15 protein-coding genes are annotated in these 19,774 nt (G+C 44.3%); 14 read left to right on the plus strand and 1 reads right to left on the minus strand.

Annotation, left to right across the window (positions count from 1 at the left end; translation table 11 throughout):
* The 10 genes from BACCELL_RS25140 to BACCELL_RS25180 all read left to right on the plus strand — a co-directional run.
* On the plus strand, positions 1-1,328 hold a 1,328-nt coding region (locus tag BACCELL_RS25140), incomplete at its 5' end, for a transketolase-like TK C-terminal-containing protein (protein ID WP_007214995.1).
* Between the two features lie 128 nt (positions 1,329-1,456).
* Positions 1,457-1,891 carry a ribose 5-phosphate isomerase B gene (rpiB, locus tag BACCELL_RS25145; protein WP_007214996.1) on the plus strand — a complete coding sequence of 145 codons (435 nt, stop codon included), beginning with the start codon at positions 1,457-1,459 and terminating at the stop codon, positions 1,889-1,891.
* A gap of 277 nt (positions 1,892-2,168) precedes the next feature.
* Entirely contained in the window at positions 2,169-3,572 is a 1,404-nt protein-coding gene (locus BACCELL_RS25150; RefSeq protein ID WP_007214997.1) for a glycoside hydrolase family 28 protein, read from the plus strand.
* 169 nt (positions 3,573-3,741) lie between these two features.
* On the plus strand, positions 3,742-4,017 hold the full coding sequence (locus BACCELL_RS25155) for a tetratricopeptide repeat protein (RefSeq protein WP_007214998.1): 276 nt from the start codon (positions 3,742-3,744) through the stop codon (positions 4,015-4,017).
* Between the two features lie 21 nt (positions 4,018-4,038).
* A complete protein-coding gene (locus BACCELL_RS26290; RefSeq protein WP_007217729.1) occupies positions 4,039-4,266 on the plus strand; it encodes a ferredoxin family protein in 228 nt (75 codons plus the stop codon).
* Positions 4,267-4,285: 19 nt separating this feature from the next.
* Positions 4,286-5,371, plus strand: coding sequence for a 3-methyl-2-oxobutanoate dehydrogenase subunit VorB (locus BACCELL_RS25160; RefSeq protein WP_007215000.1), 1,086 nt, complete (start codon positions 4,286-4,288; stop codon positions 5,369-5,371).
* A 182-nt stretch (positions 5,372-5,553) separates the two neighbouring features.
* Complete coding sequence (locus BACCELL_RS25165) at positions 5,554-6,315, plus strand: thiamine pyrophosphate-dependent enzyme (RefSeq protein WP_007215002.1); 762 nt, start codon at positions 5,554-5,556, stop codon at positions 6,313-6,315.
* A 97-nt stretch (positions 6,316-6,412) separates the two neighbouring features.
* On the plus strand, positions 6,413-6,955 hold the full coding sequence (locus tag BACCELL_RS25170) for a 2-oxoacid:ferredoxin oxidoreductase subunit gamma family protein (RefSeq protein WP_007215003.1): 543 nt from the start codon (positions 6,413-6,415) through the stop codon (positions 6,953-6,955).
* 176 nt (positions 6,956-7,131) lie between these two features.
* Positions 7,132-9,360, plus strand: a complete 2,229-nt coding sequence (locus tag BACCELL_RS25175; protein WP_007215005.1) for a putative porin — start codon at positions 7,132-7,134, stop codon at positions 9,358-9,360.
* Between the two features lie 12 nt (positions 9,361-9,372).
* Complete coding sequence (locus tag BACCELL_RS25180) at positions 9,373-10,209, plus strand: transporter substrate-binding domain-containing protein (protein ID WP_007215006.1); 837 nt, start codon at positions 9,373-9,375, stop codon at positions 10,207-10,209.
* A gap of 192 nt (positions 10,210-10,401) precedes the next feature.
* Here the strand turns inward: BACCELL_RS25180 and BACCELL_RS25185 are convergent, their stop codons facing one another.
* Positions 10,402-12,330, minus strand: a complete 1,929-nt coding sequence (locus tag BACCELL_RS25185; protein WP_022210014.1) for an NAD(+) synthase — start codon at positions 12,328-12,330, stop codon at positions 10,402-10,404.
* Positions 12,331-12,467: 137 nt separating this feature from the next.
* Between BACCELL_RS25185 and BACCELL_RS25190 the strand changes: the two genes are divergently transcribed.
* From BACCELL_RS25190 to BACCELL_RS25205, 4 genes are all read left to right on the plus strand, one after another.
* Positions 12,468-14,360: a sensor histidine kinase gene (locus BACCELL_RS25190; protein ID WP_007215008.1), complete on the plus strand. Its 1,893-nt coding sequence runs from the start codon at positions 12,468-12,470 to the stop codon at positions 14,358-14,360.
* Between the two features lie 106 nt (positions 14,361-14,466).
* Entirely contained in the window at positions 14,467-14,877 is a 411-nt protein-coding gene (locus BACCELL_RS25195; protein WP_007215009.1) for a Fur family transcriptional regulator, read from the plus strand.
* A 50-nt stretch (positions 14,878-14,927) separates the two neighbouring features.
* Positions 14,928-15,485: an NADH peroxidase gene (locus BACCELL_RS25200; protein WP_007215010.1), complete on the plus strand. Its 558-nt coding sequence runs from the start codon at positions 14,928-14,930 to the stop codon at positions 15,483-15,485.
* A 221-nt stretch (positions 15,486-15,706) separates the two neighbouring features.
* Positions 15,707-19,774: hybrid sensor histidine kinase/response regulator transcription factor (locus BACCELL_RS25205; RefSeq protein WP_044154373.1), on the plus strand; the 4,068-nt coding region annotated here is incomplete at its 3' end.

Consider the following 19,774-nt stretch of genomic DNA (forward strand, 5'->3'; position numbering starts at 1 on the left):
CGAAAGCAGAAAACGAACGTCCTACCCTGATTATCGGTCATACCGTAATGGGTAAGGGTGCACGCAAGGCAGATGGCAGCAGCTACGAAGCTAACTGTGCTACTCACGGTGCTCCTCTAGGTGGTGACGCTTACGTAAATACCATCAAGAACCTCGGTGGTGATCCGACAAATCCATTCGTAATCTTCCCCGAAGTGAAGGAACTGTACGCAAAGCGTGCTGCCGAACTGAAGGAAATTATGGCTAAGAAATATGCTGCAAAATCAGAATGGGCAAAGGCTAATCCTGAAAAGGCTGCCAAACTCGACCTGTTCTTCTCTGGTAAAGCTCCTGAAGTAAACTGGGCAGCTATCGAGCAAAAAGCAGGTGCTGCTACACGTGCTGCATCAGCTACCGTATTGGGCGCTCTTGCTACTCAAGTAGAAAACATGATCGTTGCTTCCGCCGACCTTTCAAACTCTGATAAGACAGACGGCTTCCTGAAAAAGACGCATGCTTTCAAGAAAGGTGATTTCAGCGGTGCATTCTTCCAGGCTGGTGTTGCCGAGCTGACTATGGCTTGCTGCTGTATCGGTATGGCACTGCATGGTGGTGTAATCCCTGCTTGCGGAACATTCTTCGTATTCTCTGACTATATGAAACCTGCCGTACGTATGGCTGCACTGATGGAAGTTCCCGTGAAGTTCATTTGGACGCACGACGCATTCCGTGTAGGTGAAGACGGTCCTACTCATGAACCGGTAGAACAAGAAGCTCAGATCCGTCTGATGGAAAAACTGAAAAACCACAAAGGACACAACTCTATGTTGGTTCTCCGTCCGGCAGATGCAGAAGAAACAACAATTGCATGGAAACTGGCTATGGAGAATACTACCACTCCGACCGGTTTGATCTTCTCTCGCCAAGATATCGCTATGTTGCCCGCTGGAAACGACTACTCTCAGGCAGCCAAGGGTGCTTACATTGTAGCAGGTTCTGATGAAAACCCGGATGTGATATTGGTAGCTTCGGGCTCAGAAGTATCTACACTGGTGGCAGGAACCGAATTATTGCGCAAAGATGGCGTGAAAGTACGTATCGTATCTGCTCCTTCCGAAGGTTTGTTCCGCAGCCAGGCTCCGGGATATCAGGAAGGTGTTATCCCTGCTGACGCAAAAGTCTTCGGTCTGACAGCCGGTCTGCCTGTAAACCTGCAAGGTTTGGTAGGTGCTCACGGTAAAATTTGGGGATTGGAATCTTTCGGTTTCTCAGCTCCTTACAAAGTACTGGATCAGAAGTTAGGTTTTACTGCTGATAACGTTTATAAGCAAGTAAAAGCAATGTTATAAAAAGCCCTGGTGCATACCGGGCGAATGATTATTCGCCCCTACAGGTTGTAACAGGCTTGTAGGGGCGAAATATTTTTCACCTGATATCCCATTATAGAGCCTCTAAATCAATCATACTACAACAGAAAATGAAAACAATTGGAATTTGTTCCGACCACGCCGGATTTGAATTGAAACAATACATCAAGGGGTGGTTGGAAACTAAAGGATGGGAATACAAAGACTTCGGCACCTATACAACGGAGAGCTGCGACTATGCAGATTTTGCTCATCCCCTGGCATTGGCCGTTGAAGCCGGAGAGTGTTACCCGGGTATTGCTATCTGCGGAAGTGGTGAAGGTATCAGCATGACACTGAACAAACATCAGGGTATTCGTGCTGCACTTTGCTGGACTGCGGAAATTGCTCATCTGGCTCGCCAGCATAATGATGCCAACGTACTCGTCATGCCGGGACGTTTTATCAGCACAGAAGAAGCTGATATGATTATGAGAGAATTCTTCAGCACACAGTTTGAGGGTGGACGCCATCAGAAGCGTATTGATAAAATACCGGTGAGATAATCATCCCAACTCGAAATTACACTTGCAGGTGCGGGAACTGGTACTTGCAGTAGTGTAAGGTGACGCTTGCGGATGTGTAAGGCAACACTTGCAGTAGTGAAGGCTTACACACCCGCAAGTGTTTTTTAGTTTAGTTTATACACCTTCCTCAGAGCTAAGAAGTATAAACACATCAATTTTTACACCTTTTATGCCAAAAACTCTTCCCTATAATAGAGTCACTTTCCGTACTTTTGCCTGCATATCTAATAACCATTTAAAGTAAAACTGGAAACGCATGAAAAAAGTACTCGGAATTATTTCCCTGCTTCTCTCGGCCACATTGGCAACTGCCAACTCGATAGATTTCGATAAGGCTTTCAAGGAGAGTACAAAGATTGAAAAGCAAATCAAGAAAACATCTTTCCCCAAACAAACGTACCTCATTACGGACTTCGGCGCCAAACCCGACACCCCGGATGCTCCCTGCCATGAAGCAATCAACCAGGCTATCGTTACATGTTGCCTGAATGGTGGTGGTACGGTTGTAGTTCCAAAAGGTACATTCTACACAGGTCCCATCACACTGAAAAGCAACGTCAACTTTCATGTAGAAGAAGGAGCCGTATTGAAATTTTCAACCGATCAGAGCCTCTACTTTCCCGGAGTTATCACCCGTTGGGAAGGAATAGACTGCTATAATGCCCGCCCGTTGATTTATGCATACGGTGAAACAAATATCGCCATCACCGGTAAAGGAACTATCGACGGACAAGGCTCCAACGAAACCTGGTGGCCTATGTGTGGCGCTCCCCGTTATGGCTGGAAAGAGGGCATGGTGGCACAACGCAACGGAGGACGGGAACGCCTGCTGATGTACGGTGAAACCTCCACTCCTATTTATAAACGTGTAATGACACCTGAAGACGGATTACGTCCGCAACTTATCAACCTGTACTCATGTAATACAGTGCTGATAGAAGATGTTACTTTATTGAATTCCCCTTTCTGGGTTATTCACCCGCTATTCTGCGAAAGTCTCACTGTACGCGGTGTATACGTTTATAATCGCGGTCCCAATGGCGATGGCTGCGACCCCGAATCTTGCAAAAATGTATTGATAGAGAACTGTACCTTCGATACCGGAGATGACTGTATTGCTATCAAGTCCGGACGTAACCAGGACGGACGTAAATGGGGTGTTCCCAGCGAGAACATCATTGTACGCGGTTGCTATATGAAGAAAGGACATGGAGGTGTAGTCATCGGTAGCGAAATCTCCGGCGGATACCGCAACCTGTATGTAGAAAACTGTAAGATGGATAGCCCAGACCTCGACCGTGTGATCCGCATCAAGACCAGCACCTGCCGCGGCGGACTGATTGAAAATGTATTCGTGCGTAACGTCACCGTAGGACAGTGTCGCGAAGCCGTGCTGCGCATCAACCTGCAATACGAAAACCGGGAGAACTGCAACCGCGGTTTTACTCCTACTGTCCGCAACGTTCACCTAAAGAATGTAACCTGCGAAAAGAGCAAACTTGGTGTCCTTATTATCGGTCTCGACGACGATGATCATGTGTACAATATCAGCGTTGAAGACTCCCACTTTAATAATGTTGCCAAAGATGGAAATGACATAAAAGGAGCAAAAGACGTTACGTTCAAAAATCTCTATATAAATGGAAAACTTGTAAAGTAGCAAAACCCATTTTACATCATATACGCCCGAAGTTGTGACATTCTGACAGAATTTCATTTAACTTCGGGCTTCATATTTCCCCATTTTTCTTATTTTTCACAGAATACTTGTTCGTTGTCTCTAAATAAAAACTATCTTTGTATTCCAATAATCCGGAACTCAATACGATATGGAGCAACTGAAAACTATCAAAGAGCTTATCAATCAAGGAGATGTAGCAGAAGCTATCCGGCAGCTCGATGAATATCTGATCACCGACTCTACCGACCGGGACGAAGCTTTCTATCTCCTGGGAAATGCCTACCGTAAACAAGGCAACTGGCAACTGGCTTTAAACAACTACCAGTATGCTATCGACCTCAATCCCGACAGCCCTGCCCGTGAAGCCTATCGTATGGCAATGGATATCCTGAATTTCTTCAATAAGGATATGTACAATCAATAACATATAAAAGTAACGTAAATTATGGCAAAGATTAAAGGAGCAATCGTAGTGGACACCGAACGGTGCAAAGGCTGCAATCTATGCGTGGTAGCCTGTCCTCTGCATGTAATAGCCCTCACCAAAGAGGTGAACGTAAAAGGGTATAACTATGCCCACCAAATATTGGAAGATACCTGCAACGGCTGTGCGTCGTGCGCCCAGGTTTGCCCGGACGGATGTATCTCTGTTTTTAAAGTAAAAGTTGAATAAATCTGTAAATCAGTAGAATATGGCAGAAGAAGTTGTATTAATGAAAGGAAACGAAGCCATCGCCCACGCCGCTATCCGTTGCGGTGCTGATGGATACTTCGGTTATCCTATTACTCCGCAATCGGAAGTATTGGAAACTCTTGCCGAACTGAAGCCCTGGGAAACTACCGGCATGGTAGTGCTACAGGCAGAAAGTGAAGTGGCAGCTATTAATATGGTGTACGGCGGTGCCGGAAGTGGAAAGATGGTATTAACCTCATCGTCCAGCCCCGGTGTCAGCCTGAAACAAGAAGGTATCTCCTACCTGGCAGGTGCCGAATTACCCTGTTTGATTGTAAACGTAATGCGCGGCGGCCCCGGATTGGGAACCATCCAACCCAGTCAGGCAGACTACTTCCAGACTGTCAAGGGTGGAGGTCACGGTGACTACCGTCTGATCACTTTGGCTCCCGCTTCCGTACAGGAAATGGCTGATTTCGTTGGATTGGCCTTTGATCTTGCCTTCAAATATCGCAACCCGGCTATCATTCTTGCCGACGGTGTTATCGGTCAGATGATGGAAAAGGTTGTATTGCCTCCGCAAAAGCCCCGCCGTACAGATGCAGAAGTTATCGAGCAATGCCCGTGGGCTACTACCGGTAGAGTAAACGGACGCAAGCCCAATATCATTACTTCTTTGGAATTGAAACCGGAAGAGATGGAAAAGAATAACATCCGCTTCCAGGCTAAATACAAACTGATTGAAGAAAACGAAGTACGTTTCGAAGAAATCAATTGTGAAGATGCCGATTACCTGATTATCGCCTTCGGTTCTATGGCCCGTATCGGACAGAAAGCAATGGAACTTGCACGCGAAGAAGGTATCAAAGTCGGTATACTGCGCCCCATTACCCTTTGGCCCTTCCCCACAAAAGCCATTGCAGCCTATTCTGAAAAAGTGAAAGGCATGCTGGTTACCGAATTGAATGCGGGACAGATGGTTGAAGATGTACGCCTCTCTGTGAATGGTAAAGTAAAAGTAGAACACTTCGGGCGTCTCGGCGGTATCGTACCCGATCCGGAAGAGATTGTAAGTGCACTGAAAGAAAAATTAATCGAGAAATGAACCCTGATAAGATAAGAAGCGTATTGAATATACTCTTTATGATACTTGCCTTGGCAGCTATCATCGTATATTTCGTTGCAAAGGATGACTTCAAACTGTTCATCTACGTTTGTGGCGCAGCAATATTCGTCAAACTGATGGAGTTTTTTATACGGTTCACCAACAGATAAGGAGAAGTGATTATGACAAAAGAAGATATTATCAAGCCTGAGAATCTGGTTTATAAGAAACCGACTCTGATGAACGATAATCCCATGCACTACTGTCCGGGATGCAGCCACGGTGTGGTACACAAGCTGATAGCCGAAGTAATCGAAGAAATGGGCATGGAAGACAAAGCAGTAGGTATCTCCCCCGTGGGATGTGCCGTGTTCATCTATAACTATCTGGATATTGACTGGCAAGAAGCCGCACACGGACGTGCACCCGCTCTTGCCACTGCGATCAAGCGCCTGTGGCCGGACAGACTGGTATTCACTTACCAAGGAGACGGTGACCTGGCATGTATCGGTACGGCAGAAACAATCCATGCACTGAACCGCGGTGAGAATATCACCATCATCTTCATCAACAACGCCATTTATGGTATGACGGGTGGACAGATGGCTCCTACTACCTTGGTCGGCATGAAGACTTCTACCAGTCCTTACGGACGTGATGTTCATTTGCACGGTTATCCGCTGAAGATGGCAGATATCGCCGCACAACTGGAAGGAACCGCTTACGTTACCCGCCAGAGTGTACAAACAGTCGGTGCTATCCGCAAAGCAAAGAAAGCCATCCGCAAAGCATTCGAGAACTCCATGGCAGGCAAAGGCTCCAACCTGGTAGAAATCGTTTCTACTTGTAACTCCGGTTGGAAACAGACACCTGCGCAATCTAACAAATGGATGGAAGAGCACATGTTCCCGTTCTATCCGCTGGGTGACTTGAAAGACAGATAAATCAGTTAACAAGGAAACGAGGGAACAAGTTAACAAGGAGGAGATGCTTCCTCGTCAACTTGTCAACTGCAACCTCGTCAACTAAAAGAAAAGAACAATGAAAGAAGAAATCATTATAGCAGGCTTCGGTGGACAAGGCGTATTGTCTATGGGAAAGATTTTGGCATACTCGGGACTGATGGAAGATAAGGAAGTGAGCTGGATGCCCGCTTACGGACCGGAACAGCGTGGTGGTACAGCCAACGTTACGGTGATTGTAAGCGATGAGAAAATCTCTTCTCCTATTCTGAGCAAGTATGACGCTGCCATTATTCTGAACCAGCCCTCACTGGAGAAATTCGAAAGTAAGGTAAAGACGGGCGGTATCCTGATTTACGACGGATATGGCATCATCAACCCGCCGACGCGTAAAGATATCAAAGTGTATCGCATCGACGCAATGGATGCAGCCAATGAAATGAATAATGCCAAAGCATTCAACATGATCGTACTGGGTGGATTGCTGAAACTGAAACCGATGGTTACGCTGGATAGCGTACTCAGAGGCTTGAAGAAGACCTTGCCCGAACGTCATCATCACTTGATACCGATGAATGAAGAAGCGATTAAAAAAGGAATGGAATTGATTAAAGAGGTATAATTCCATTGACTCTTACGATAAATCAATAAGCCCTTGCAATAGTTTCTTTTTGCAAGGGCTTATTTTATAAGTTACCATATTTATATCAAAGAAATAAAAAGTACGTTTGTAAAAATAGGCAAAAAAGGCTGAATTCCGCAAGCGAATAATTTTTTATTGTATCTTTGCGCCTAATTATGAGACGCATTCTACTGACATATATACTTCTATTCGTATTGGGATTGCTGGCAGCACAGGCACAGCGGCCACTCAATACATTGGATAATCGTGACCGCTATGGGAATCAGGTTGACCCGTCAACACAACCAGATAGCCTGGATACCAGCACTGACGTTCAAAGTATTCCGCCTAAACTCTATATGTGGCAATTAAGCGAGACTCTGGGTAACCGGACCATCGTTCCTGCCGACACTCTTTCCTTGAATTTCCAGAATACAAACCTGGTAGACGGTATGACGGGACAATATAATTTCCTGGGTAACCTCGGCTCTCCCCGTCTTTCACGTATATTCTTTGATCGTGAAAGCACCGAACCGACTATTTTTATGACGCCATTCTCCAGTTTCTTTGTTCGTCCCGATCAGGTATTCTTCACCAACAGTAATGTTCCTTATACAAATCTGACTTATTATAAAGCGGGTAATAAGGTAAACGGTGAAGAGCGATTCAAATCTTATTTTTCTGTCAATGTAAACAAACGGTTGGCATTTGGCTTCAATTTCGATTACCTGTACGGACGTGGATACTACTCCAATCAGTCTACTTCGCACTTCAATGCCGGCATATTCGGAAGTTATATTGGCGAACGCTACCAACTGCAAGCTGTCTACAACAACTTCTTCATGAAGATGAATGAAAACGGCGGTATAGCTAATGACGGTTACATTACCCGCCCCGATACAATGGCTGACGGTAAGAAAGAATACGAATCCACCACTATTCCTGTAAAGCTGGAGCAAACTTCCAACCGTAACAAAGACTTCTATATTTACCTTACGCAACGCTATCGGTTAGGATTCAAGCGGAGAGTATTGAAAGAAGTAGCCCAAAACAATAGCGTTAAACAGAACTTCGCTCCCACGGCAGCATCTACTGCCATGATTCCCGACACTGCCATTACAGACAGTTTAGGTATGGATCGTTTAGGTGCTGACAGTTTAGGCACCGACAGTCTTTCAGCAGAAAGGCTTGCAATGAAAAAAAGCCTGAGTCTGGATAGCCTTAACAACGCCACTGCCTTGGCAGAAGATACCAATTATGTTGAAGAATTCGTCCCTGTCACAAGTTTCATTCATACTTTTAAAGTGGAGCGCTCACGCCATCGTTTCCAATCATACAGCGAACCGGAGGGTATGTATGAAAACACTTACTTCAACAAAAACGGAAGTGTCAGTCGGGACTCCACCACAGCATTCAGCATAAAGAACATCTTTGGCATAGCCCTGTTGGAAGGTTTCAACAAATATGCCAAAGCAGGATTAACCGCTTATATCTCTCATAAGTTCAGCCGTTATGACCTGATGAATGCAGATTCCATGACGGTAGACCGCTTCACAGAACAAGAAATATTTGTAGGCGGTGAACTTGCCAAACGACAAGGTAAAGTCCTTCACTATTCCATAGATGGTGAAATAGGTATTATGGACAAAGCGCTGGGGCAATTCCGTGTACATGGTAATATGGATTTGAATTTCCGATTGGGAAAAGATACAGTAAACCTTATCGCACGAGGTTTTGTGACGAATACACTCCCATCTTTCTATATGCGGCATTATCACTCCAACCATTTCTTCTGGGACAATGATAATATGGAGAAAGAATTCCGTACCCGTGTAGAAGGCGAATTAAACATTGACCGCTGGGGTACTAATCTTCGTGCCGGTGTAGAAAACGTCAAGAACTATACTTATTTCAACCAGAAAGCTGTACCCGAGCAGTATAGCGGTAATATACAAATACTTTCAGCAACTCTGAAACAGAACTTCCGTGCAGGTATTTTCCATTTGGATAACGAAGTAACCTGGCAAAAGTCAAGCAATGAAACAATTCTCCCATTGCCACAACTTTCACTATACTCCAATTTATACATCCTGACCAAGTTAGCGAAGAAAGTTCTTACGGTGCAATTGGGAGCCGATGTGCGCTATTTCACCAAATATAATGCACCGGCCTATACGCCTGCCGTTCAGCAATTCCACCTGCAACCGGAAAACGATCAGGTAGAGATAGGTGGTTATCCTATAGTGAACATTTATGCAAACCTGCAACTGAAGCGTACACGGTTATTCGCTATGTACTCTCACGTAAATCAAGGCATGGGTACACGTAACTCTTTCCTCGTACCGCATTACCCCATCAACCCGAGCCTGCTAAAGATAGGTGTTTCATGGAACTTCTACGATTAAAACTCTTTCCACATGAGAATCTCGAAAGCCAGAATACTGAAATACGCAGCTATGGGTATAATAGCCGCTTTCATTGCTACCTTCTTTTTAAAGAAGGAGAAGCAGCAAGGGCATCCGCGTGACTATGCAGAAATCGCAGCCGAGAAAATAATCCGCGCTGCCACAGAATACAACTCCATCAGCTTCTATGTTGACGGAGATACCTTATCGGGCTTTCATTATGAACTGATAGAAGCGTTTGCCCGTGACCATGGCTGGAAGGCTGCCATCACTCCCGAAATGAGTTTTGACAAACGGCTGGAAGGACTTGCAACAGGCGAGTTCGATGTTATCGCTTATGGTATTCTAGCCACCAGTGAACTGAAAGACTCTTTGCTCCTTACTACTCCGATTGTACTTAATAAACAGGTTCTCGTACAACGCAAAGCCACATCTCCCACTGACTCTTTATTCGTTAAAAGTCAGTTAGACCTGGCAGGTAAAACCCTGCACGTAGTGAAAGGATCACCTTCCATCCTCCGTATTCGCAATCTGGGAAACGAAATTGGTGACACTATATATATTAAGGAAATAGATAAATACGGTTCGGAACAGCTGATATCACTTGTAGCTCATGGGGATATAGATTATGCCGTATGCGATGAAAGCATCGCCCGTGCCGTAACGGACAGTATTCCACAGATAGATATCAATACCGATATCAGTTTTACCCAGTTCTATTCCTGGGGAGTCAGCAAACAATCACCTGTTCTATTGGACAGTCTTAACAGCTGGCTTCAGACTTTTCGGAACAGTGATGAGTTTAAATCTATCTACCGTAAATACTACCGGACTTCGAATCAGAGATAAGTTCCTCTCAAACAAGCTTATACAATAAAACCGGAAGTTCCCTGTGCGAAACTTCCGGTTTTATTCTTTTCCATTCTTAGTTTCATGCCTTGGAACTGTCAGTTTCATTGCTTGGAACTGCTAGTTTCATCCGGTGAAACTACTGGTTTCACACCGAGAAACTATTAGTTTCATGCCTTGAAACTAATAGTATCAAGCAAGGCTCTCTACTTCCCGAAGCCACATCTCTGATGATGCATCGCTTGGCATACGCCAATCCCCGCGCGGACTGATGGAAATACTACCTACTTTAGGTCCGTCCGGCAGACAAGAGCGCTTAAATTGTTGATTGAAGAAGCGGCGGAAGAATGTCTGCAACCATTTCTTGATTGTCTCTTCATCATACACGTCCTTAAATGTACGCACTGCAAGGAAGAATATCTTGGAAGGACGGAAACCACAACGAAGGAAATAATACAGAAAGAAATCATGCAGCTCATAAGGACCTACCAGATCTTCCGTTATCTGTTTGATATTGCCGTTTTCATCTGCCGGAATCAATTCAGGACTAATCGGAGTATCCACAATATCCAGCAGCGTCATGCGCGAAGCTTCGTCCATATCATTCTCGGCTACCCATTTCACCAGATACTTAACCAAAGTCTTAGGCACACTTCCATTCACACCATACATGGACATATGATCTCCATTATAAGTAGCCCAGCCCAATGCCAGTTCCGAAAGATCGCCCGTACCAATTACCATTCCCCAAGTCTGGTTGGCAATATCCATCAGTATCTGCGTACGCTCGCGTGCCTGAGCATTTTCATAAACTACATCATGCACATCGATATCATGGTCTATATCTTTGAAATGCTGAATACAGGCTTCCTTGATGCTGACCTCACGAACGGTGATTCCTAAAGAATTCATCAAATCCAGAGCATTCGTATACGTGCGGTCTGTTGTTCCAAACCCCGGCATTGTTACACCGATAATATCTTTACGAGACCATCCCAATTTATCGAAGGTTTTGACACACACCAGTAATGCCAATGTAGAATCCAACCCACCGGAAATGCCGACTACCGCACTCTTGGCAGCAGTGTGTACCAGACGCTGAGCCAAACCGGAAACTTGTATGGAGAATATTTCCTCGCAACGCTCGTTCAACTCAACTCCTTGCGGCACAAAAGGATGAGGGTCAAAACAACGCGTCAGGTTCAGCTCTTTGCTATTTACATATTCTGTGGAAACACGTACCGCCTCTCCCGGTGCGCAATGCGCCCGACAAGCGGAAAAAGTTGTATTAACTCGACGTTCCGTGCGCAAATGTTCCACATCTATTTCACTGATAATCACCTGTCCCTCGAAAGAGAAACGCTTGCTGCGAGCTATCAGGCTGCCATTTTCGAAAATCAGTCCGTTCCCTGCAAACACCACATCCGTAGTAGACTCACCGAACCCACACGAACAGAAAACATAACCGGCAATGCAACGAGCCGACTGCTGGCTGATCAAAGAACACAAATAGTTGTGCTTACCAATCCCTTCATTATCCGCCGACAGATTAAACAGAATTTCCGCACCTTGCAATGCCAGTGAAGAACTGGGCGGAATAGGTGCCCATAAATCCTCACAAATTTCAATGCCGAACGTCGTATCCGCAGTTTCGAACAATAAGTCAGTTCCCATTGGAACCACCTGTCCACAAAGGCGCACGCTCCTTTCACTTACATCCACAGCGGATGTAAACCAGCGTTTCTCATAAAATTCCTTGTAGTTGGGGAGGTAAGTCTTGGGCACTACTCCCAACACCTTTCCTTTTTGAATTACGACTGCGGCATTCAGCAATACTCCGTTCATCGCTATCGGCATGCCAAGTATGGCTATGATATCCAACTGCCTTGTATTACTTACAATCTGTATCAATCCCATTTCCGCTTCTTCAAGCAATAATTGCTGGGCAAACAAATCACCGCATGTATATCCCGTCACACACAACTCCGGAAAAGCAATGATCTGCACACCTTTCCCCTCGGCTATGATTATTTCCTTTTCAATTTCCCTGGCATTGAACTTACAGTCCGCTACCTTCACACGGGGCACAGCCGCCGCTACCTTTACATATCCGTAATTCATAAGGATGTCATTTAAAAATATGGCGGCAAAAATACGGTTATTTATCCATAAACACAAAATAATCACTTCATTCACCTCAGATATCCAAGATTATTTGTACTTTTAGCAACATTTTTAAAGCACGCCATACAAAACTCATGAGAGCTCCTAATACAGTCCATAAATGGTTACTTTCCCTGATACTTCTAATCGGGTGCCTGTCAGTTTCCGCTAAAGAAAAAGAGTATATATTATTCCTCAGTTCTGTCAATGCAGAAGAAGCATGGATTCACGGTTTCCAGAACGAACTTCAAAAGCGCTTCCCTTATGAAGGAAATATCGAATTACATGAATACTTCCTGGCAGTCCCGGTGCTTACCAATGAAGAAGAAGTCAAACAAGCCCAAGATAATCTTCTGCAAACATTTCCTACACCACCTAAAGTTGTCATAATCGTAGGAGATCCGGGCTGGTTGGTCAGTGCGCCCATTTTCGACGGCCCCTGGAAAAATATCCCTGTCATACTTTGCTATTCACGCGGACGAGTTCCCTCTACTCTGCAAACATTATTGGCAAAAACTCCTTTGACAGAAGCAAACAGCATCCCTATCGAAGAATTTAACAAGAACTACAATATCACCGTACTGAAACAACCTTATTACATCAAGGAAACTCTGACACTCATCAAACAGCTTCAGCCGGAAGTCAACCGGATTGCTTTTATTTCCGACAACCGTTATATCAGCACAGTTACCCGCCAAGCCGTGAGTGCGGTGATGCAAAAAGATTTTCCTGATCTAAAACTGGAACTTTTATCTTCAGAGCAAATAAGTACAGAAGAATTACTGGATACACTTACCAGTTACAAGCAAACCACCGGCGTCATCTATTACGCATGGCTCCGGCAATATGGAAATAACAAGAATTACTATCTGTCGGACCATCTCAAAAAGATACTCCCCAGCTTCCTGGAAGTTCCCGTATTTACATTAGCTGACTTAAACCTGCAAGAAAATCTCTATGCTGGCGGACATTATATCTCTATCCGTGACTTCACGGATACGGTAATGTCCACAATCAGTCGCATCCTATCGGGAGAAACAGCCTCTTCCATTCCTTACCAGAATGGCGGAGTTGCACATACCTATCTGAACTTTGCCGACCTGAAATGGTGCAAGATACCAGAAAATTTATATCCGAAAGACGCTATTTACTTTTTCCAGCCTCCTACTTTCTATCAGCAGTATAAGACTTACATCTGGATGACAATCCTATTTATCGCTTTATTCTTCACCCTATATATCTTCTATTATATTCATTCCCAAAAGCATAAAAAGGAGCTGATTCTTGCAAAGGAACGTGCCGAAGAATCCGACCGTCTCAAATCAGCTTTTCTTGCTAATATGAGTCATGAGATACGCACTCCCCTCAATGCTATCGTGGGCTTTTCCAGTATTCTTGCCGAAACGGCTGATACCCCTGAAAGCCATGAATATATCCGGATTATTGAAGACAACAACTGCCTGTTGCTACAACTCATTAACGATATACTCGACCTGTCCAGGATAGAAGCCGGTTTGCTGGACTTCTGTTATACCGAAGTAGACATCAATGGCTGTATTCGTAAACTTGAAGATGCTTTCCATTTTAGAATGCCTGCAAATGTGGAATGTATTGCAGAGTTTGGCATGAAGAAATGCCACGTCTATACAGAAAAGAATCGTCTGGGTCAAGTACTTGGCAATTATCTCTCCAATGCCATTAAGTACACCACAGAGGGAAGTATCACTGTCGGCTACTATCCACCCAAAGACGGAAACATGCGATTCTATGTGCGGGACACCGGTTGCGGAATTTCTCCCGAAAAGCAGAAAGCTATTTTCCAACGTTTTGTAAAGCTGGATAACTTCAAACAAGGTACCGGCCTTGGCTTATCCATTTGCCAAATGATTGCTGAAAAGATGCATGCCACCGTCGGAGTTTCTTCCGAAATAGGTAAAGGTTCCGAGTTCTGGATAGAAATACCTTACCAGCCAATTCACACTGTTTAACAAAAAGGAGGAAAAAAGAATGGAAATCTTTTGGTAAAATCGAATAAGTCTTTATCTTTGCAAGCGAAATAAAAATGTAATTATTACAAGTTTGAATTAAACGAATATGGAAGTAGTAGTAGAACGATTGCAAGGACATAACATTAAACCCTCGGTACAGCGTATTGCTATCATGAAATATCTTATGGAGCACCGCACACATCCGACGGTAGATGAGATTTATACGGCATTATCTCCTACTATACCGACACTCTCAAAAACTACAGTCTACAACACGCTGAAGATTTTGAGCGAACAAGGAGCCGCACAAACGCTTACCATCGATGAGCGTAACACATGCTATGATGCCGACACCACTCCACATTCACATTTCTTGTGCAAGCGTTGCGGAAGAATCTATGACTTGCCGTGTGACGACGCAATAAAAAAAGTGGTAGATACGGATATGGATGGACACGAAGTGCAGGAAATCCATTATTATTACAAAGGAATCTGTAAACAATGTAAAGAAGACTAACGTTTTTTATAAAACGAACGAATAACTAATTCAATTAAATCAAAAAGAAAATGAAAAAATTTAGATGTACTGTATGCGGTTACGTATATGAAGGTGATGCCGCTCCTGAGAAATGCCCGTTGTGTAAAGCTCCTGCCAGCAAGTTCGTAGAAGTTGTAGAAACCACAGAAGACGGTCCTCTGTCTTTTGCTGACGAACACGTGATCGGTGTAGCTAAAGGTTGTGATGATGAAATGATTAAAGACCTGAACAACCACTTCATGGGTGAATGTACAGAAGTAGGTATGTATTTGGCTATGAGCCGTCAGGCTGACCGTGAAGGTTATCCCGAAGTAGCTGAAGCTTTCAAGCGTTATGCTTGGGAAGAAGCAGAACATGCTTCTAAGTTCGCTGAACTGTTGGGTGACTGTGTATGGGATACCAAAACTAACCTCGAAAAGAGAATGAACGCTGAGTCAGGCGCTTGCGAAGACAAGAAACGTATTGCCACTCGTGCAAAAGCTCTGAATCTGGATGCTATCCATGACACTGTTCATGAAATGGCAAAAGATGAAGCTCGTCACGGTAAAGGCTTTGAAGGTCTGTACAACCGTTACTTCAAGAAATAATCCTTTTTAGTATTGTATTTTTAGGGAAAGAGGTTACCATTACGGTAACCTCTTTTTCTATAATACGATTCATCCCCTCTCAAGTTATCCCACGAAATGTAACACATCATTTGCTATACGTTACATTCCCCTTTTATAAAGGGGTTTTCCTCCATATTATGTTTGCGAGAATATCTGTTTTCAATTACTTTTGTATCACAATTGCTAACCCCAACGTAATTATGAAAACGCTATTATCCATCTTATTCCTTTTCTTTGCAACCTACGGATACAGTCAATCAGAGAAACTATTTACAGTAGACCGTGAATTATCAAACAGCAATATCAATCAGATCTATCAAGCCAAAGACGGAGTTATCTGGATAGCCACCGAAGACGGACTTAATCGTTACGACGGCGCCAAGTTCAGTGTGTACAAACACAAAGAAGGAAACGACAGTTCATTGGTAGATAACAATGTAAGGATACTCTTCGAAGACAGCAAAGGGAACTTCCTGATAGGTACTCAACGCGGGCTACAACTTTATGACCCGTCAACAGACCTCTTTAAAGAAATCCCCATCCTGTACGAAACTGGAATAAACATGAGCGCACATATCAGTACGATCCTGGAGCGTAAGAATGGAGAGTTATTAATAGGAACGTCCGGGCATGCCGTTTATTCACTAACATTAGGAGGAACAGAACCTCTTATCAAAGAGGCGCAACTGCCGGTTCCCAGTTTTTTCATCACCTATCTATTCGAAGACCAAAACGAAAATCTATGGGTTTCTACAGAAGGAAAGGGGTTATACCGCATTGACACGTCAGGTCAAATATATCACTATTTCATCGGAAAAGAGAATGCCTGGAATATAGTAACTTCTATTTGCCTGGATGAAAAAGGGAATATCTATGCCAGTAACATTAACAAAGGAATATTTGTCTACGACCAGCAGAAAGATACTTTTATCCCTATCTCCTGTCCGATACTTCCTAGCCTGCCTATCAATACAATATATGCTGCCGGACAAGGAAAAATCTATATCGGAACCATAGGGTACGGCATAAAAGTATATGACATACATACACAGAAGATAAAGGAAAGCGAGTTCAGTTTCAGTACTTTCGATTTCAGCAAAGCCGATGTACATGCCATCACAAAGGATCGGGCAGGCAACTTATGGCTGGGTATCAACGGCAAAGGAGTCATGCTTCTTCCGGCTACAACAAACCAATTCAAGTACATGGGCTACAAATCTGTAACAACCAATAAAATAGGTTCTAACAGTATAAAAGCAGTATGTAAAGACAATGAAGGAACCTTATGGCTCGGAACAGCCAATGACGGTATATATGGTATAAAAGGAAAGAATAAGCCTTCCCTGCACTTTGAGCACAAAGAAACATCTAATTCCGTGCCGTCCACAATCAACCATATCCACCAGACAGCAGACGGCAGATTGTGGCTGGCCTCACCTTTGGAAGGGCTGGCAGAGATGAACCCCAAGACCGGCCTGTGCCGATACTATAAATTACAGGACCATTATCAGAATGAAGTAAAAAACATATCGTATCTGACTTCAGACAAGAACGGTGAACGATTATGGGTAGCCGTTATGGGCGGAGGCGTGTTTTACATCGATCTAAAAACCGGGAAAGTCAACAGATGCGATACTTTTGAAAGCGGAAAAGAATATCAGGAGAATTACAATGTACTCCACAACCGTTGGGTAGCCTCATTGCTGTACACCAGCAATAATAAGTTATATATCGGCACCTACGATGGCTTAGGATGTCTGGATATACCCACAATGAACTTCGCCTCAACCTATGGGAAAAACAGGATATTCAGCGGCAGTATCATACTGACCCTCTTTGAGGATGAACAAGGCGACATCTGGGCAGGTACCACCAAAGGACTCATTCATATAGACGGAAAAAATGGAAGCTCTAAAACTTATACTACACACGATGGATTGCCCAATAATACCATTTGTGCCATTCAAGGCGACAAACAACATGGATTATGGATAAGTACCAATTACGGTATCACAAACATGGACCCGGAAACAGGTACCTTTATCAACTACTATGCAGGCAATGGGTTACAAGGAAATGAATTCAGCAAAAATGCAGCCTGTACAGATAAAGATGGATATCTCATCTTTGGAGGTATCAATGGTATCACCTTTTTCCGACCAGCAGAAATCACTACAGAAGTCAAAAAGCCCGAGGTTAGAATTGCCGACTTCTACATCCATAATAAAGCTGTAAAGAAAGGTACACGTTCCGGTAACCACGAAGTTATAGAAACAGCAGTACAGGAAGCCAGCCGGTTCCGTTTATGTCATAGAGACAACTCGTTCAGCATCGAATTCTCAGCCATGGAATTCTATAATCCGGAACGGATCACCTATCTTTATTCCATGAATGGGGCAACCTGGGTGGCATTAGCTCCGGGCGTCAACAGAGTTTCTTTCAGTGATCTGGCACCGGGTACTTATCACTTCAGGATGAAAGCCAAAGACTATACAGCCTACTCGGAAGAGAAAGAAATCATCATCCAGATAGATCCGGCATGGTGGGCATCGGGTTGGGCTAAATTAATATACGTCCTATTGATATTATCAATCATCGGATTCATTGTGATGCAGGTGCATCATCGTTACCGTATGCATCAAAAGATGTTGCAACACATCCATGCCGAGCAAATTAACGAAGCAAAGTTACAGTTCTTCATTAATATCTCTCACGAAATACGAACTCCGATGTCGCTTATCATCAGTCCCTTGCAACAACTGATGGCAAAAGATAAGGATGCAGAATGTAGAAAGCTCTACAGTACTATACAACGGAATGCCGAGCGCATCCTGCAATTGGTAAACCAATTAATGGATATCCGAAAAATAGACAAAGGACAAATGTCCCTCATGTTTAAAAAGGCTGAAATAGTTAGTTTCACCCGTGACCTGTTAGAAACCTTCGAACAACAGACAAGGGTAAAGAAACTCGACTTAAAATTCCACACCTCTGCTCCTGAAATAGAAATGTGGATAGATCCTAAGAACTTTGACAAGATCATCCTGAACCTACTGTCGAATGCTTGTAAGTTCACACCTGAAAACGGACAAGTGGAAATCAGCCTCAGCACAGGTGAGGATACCCACCTTCCCCAAAATGCACCCCTGCGCCGATATGTTGAACTTACAGTTGCGGACAGTGGCATCGGCATTGCTTCCACTGAACGGGAACATATATTCGAGCGATTCTACCAGATACGCAACAGTCAGAACAACTCAAATATAGGAACAGGTATCGGGCTTCACCTCACGCGCTCTTTAGTGGAGCTGCATTACGGAAATATTCACGTAGAGGACAATGGCGAAGGCAGACCGGGTTCCCGGTTTATCATACGGCTACCGCTGGGAAACGGGCATTTGAAAAAGGAAGAAATAGAAGAAGCAACAACCGCCGACACCCTAATAAATATCCCGGCGGCAGAACCGGCTACCATAGCCCCCCCGCTGCCTTATGATGACGATGAAGAAGCCAGCGGTAAAGTCCGTGCACGCAGTCGTCGCCATGTGCTTGTGGTAGAAGACGATGAAGAGATTCGCCACTACATTTGCCGCGAACTGAGCAATGACTTTTACATGACCGAATGCAGTAACGGAAAAGAAGCATTAGCATCGATATTATCCCATACGCCCGATCTGATAATCAGCGATGTGATGATGCCTGAAATGGATGGCTTGACACTCTGCCGCAAGATACGACAGAATGTGAACATCAACTATCTACCCATCATCCTGCTTACTGCCCGTACCAGCGAGGAGGACAATCTGGAAGGGTTGGATACCGGTGCCGATGCTTATCTGATGAAACCATTCAGCATTGAGTTGCTGAGAAAAACTGTCTTAAACCTCATCCGCCGCCGGGAACAATTGCGTAATGCTTTCAGTGGCCGTCAGAATCAGGAGGAACAAATCTCAATCCCAGAAGTAAAATCTCCCGATGACCGGCTCATGGAACGTGTCATGCGCGTTATCAATGAGAATTTAGGCAATCCGGCATTAACCGTCGAAATGATCAGTACGGAAGTAGGTATCAGCCGTGTACATCTGCATCGCAAGCTCAAAGAACTCACGAATCAGACTACACAACAACTCATTCGTAACTTACGTCTGAAGCAGGCAGCTACCCTGCTGGCCGACAAGCGGCATAGCATAACAGAAGTAGCCACATTAACCGGTTTTACGCATCCCACTTACTTCGCCACGGCATTCCGCGAAATGTATGGCATATCA

Origin of the sequence: Bacteroides cellulosilyticus DSM 14838 (assembly GCF_000158035.1) — a bacterium.
Taxonomy (GTDB): domain Bacteria; phylum Bacteroidota; class Bacteroidia; order Bacteroidales; family Bacteroidaceae; genus Bacteroides; species Bacteroides cellulosilyticus.

What these genes read in the sequence shown, in the direction of transcription:
- rpiB (WP_007214996.1), top strand. Translation starts at nt 1,457, where the DNA reads ATGAAAACAATTGGAATTTGTTCCGACCACGCCGGATTTGAATTGAAA.
- BACCELL_RS25150 (WP_007214997.1), top strand. Translation starts at nt 2,169, where the DNA reads ATGAAAAAAGTACTCGGAATTATTTCCCTGCTTCTCTCGGCCACATTG.
- BACCELL_RS25155 (WP_007214998.1), top strand. Translation starts at nt 3,742, where the DNA reads ATGGAGCAACTGAAAACTATCAAAGAGCTTATCAATCAAGGAGATGTA.
- BACCELL_RS26290 (WP_007217729.1), top strand. Translation starts at nt 4,039, where the DNA reads ATGGCAAAGATTAAAGGAGCAATCGTAGTGGACACCGAACGGTGCAAA.
- BACCELL_RS25160 (WP_007215000.1), top strand. Translation starts at nt 4,286, where the DNA reads ATGGCAGAAGAAGTTGTATTAATGAAAGGAAACGAAGCCATCGCCCAC.
- BACCELL_RS25165 (WP_007215002.1), top strand. Translation starts at nt 5,554, where the DNA reads ATGACAAAAGAAGATATTATCAAGCCTGAGAATCTGGTTTATAAGAAA.
- BACCELL_RS25170 (WP_007215003.1), top strand. Translation starts at nt 6,413, where the DNA reads ATGAAAGAAGAAATCATTATAGCAGGCTTCGGTGGACAAGGCGTATTG.
- BACCELL_RS25175 (WP_007215005.1), top strand. Translation starts at nt 7,132, where the DNA reads ATGAGACGCATTCTACTGACATATATACTTCTATTCGTATTGGGATTG.
- BACCELL_RS25180 (WP_007215006.1), top strand. Translation starts at nt 9,373, where the DNA reads ATGAGAATCTCGAAAGCCAGAATACTGAAATACGCAGCTATGGGTATA.
- BACCELL_RS25185 (WP_022210014.1), bottom strand. Translation starts at nt 12,330, where the DNA reads ATGAATTACGGATATGTAAAGGTAGCGGCGGCTGTGCCCCGTGTGAAG.
- BACCELL_RS25190 (WP_007215008.1), top strand. Translation starts at nt 12,468, where the DNA reads ATGAGAGCTCCTAATACAGTCCATAAATGGTTACTTTCCCTGATACTT.
- BACCELL_RS25195 (WP_007215009.1), top strand. Translation starts at nt 14,467, where the DNA reads ATGGAAGTAGTAGTAGAACGATTGCAAGGACATAACATTAAACCCTCG.
- BACCELL_RS25200 (WP_007215010.1), top strand. Translation starts at nt 14,928, where the DNA reads ATGAAAAAATTTAGATGTACTGTATGCGGTTACGTATATGAAGGTGAT.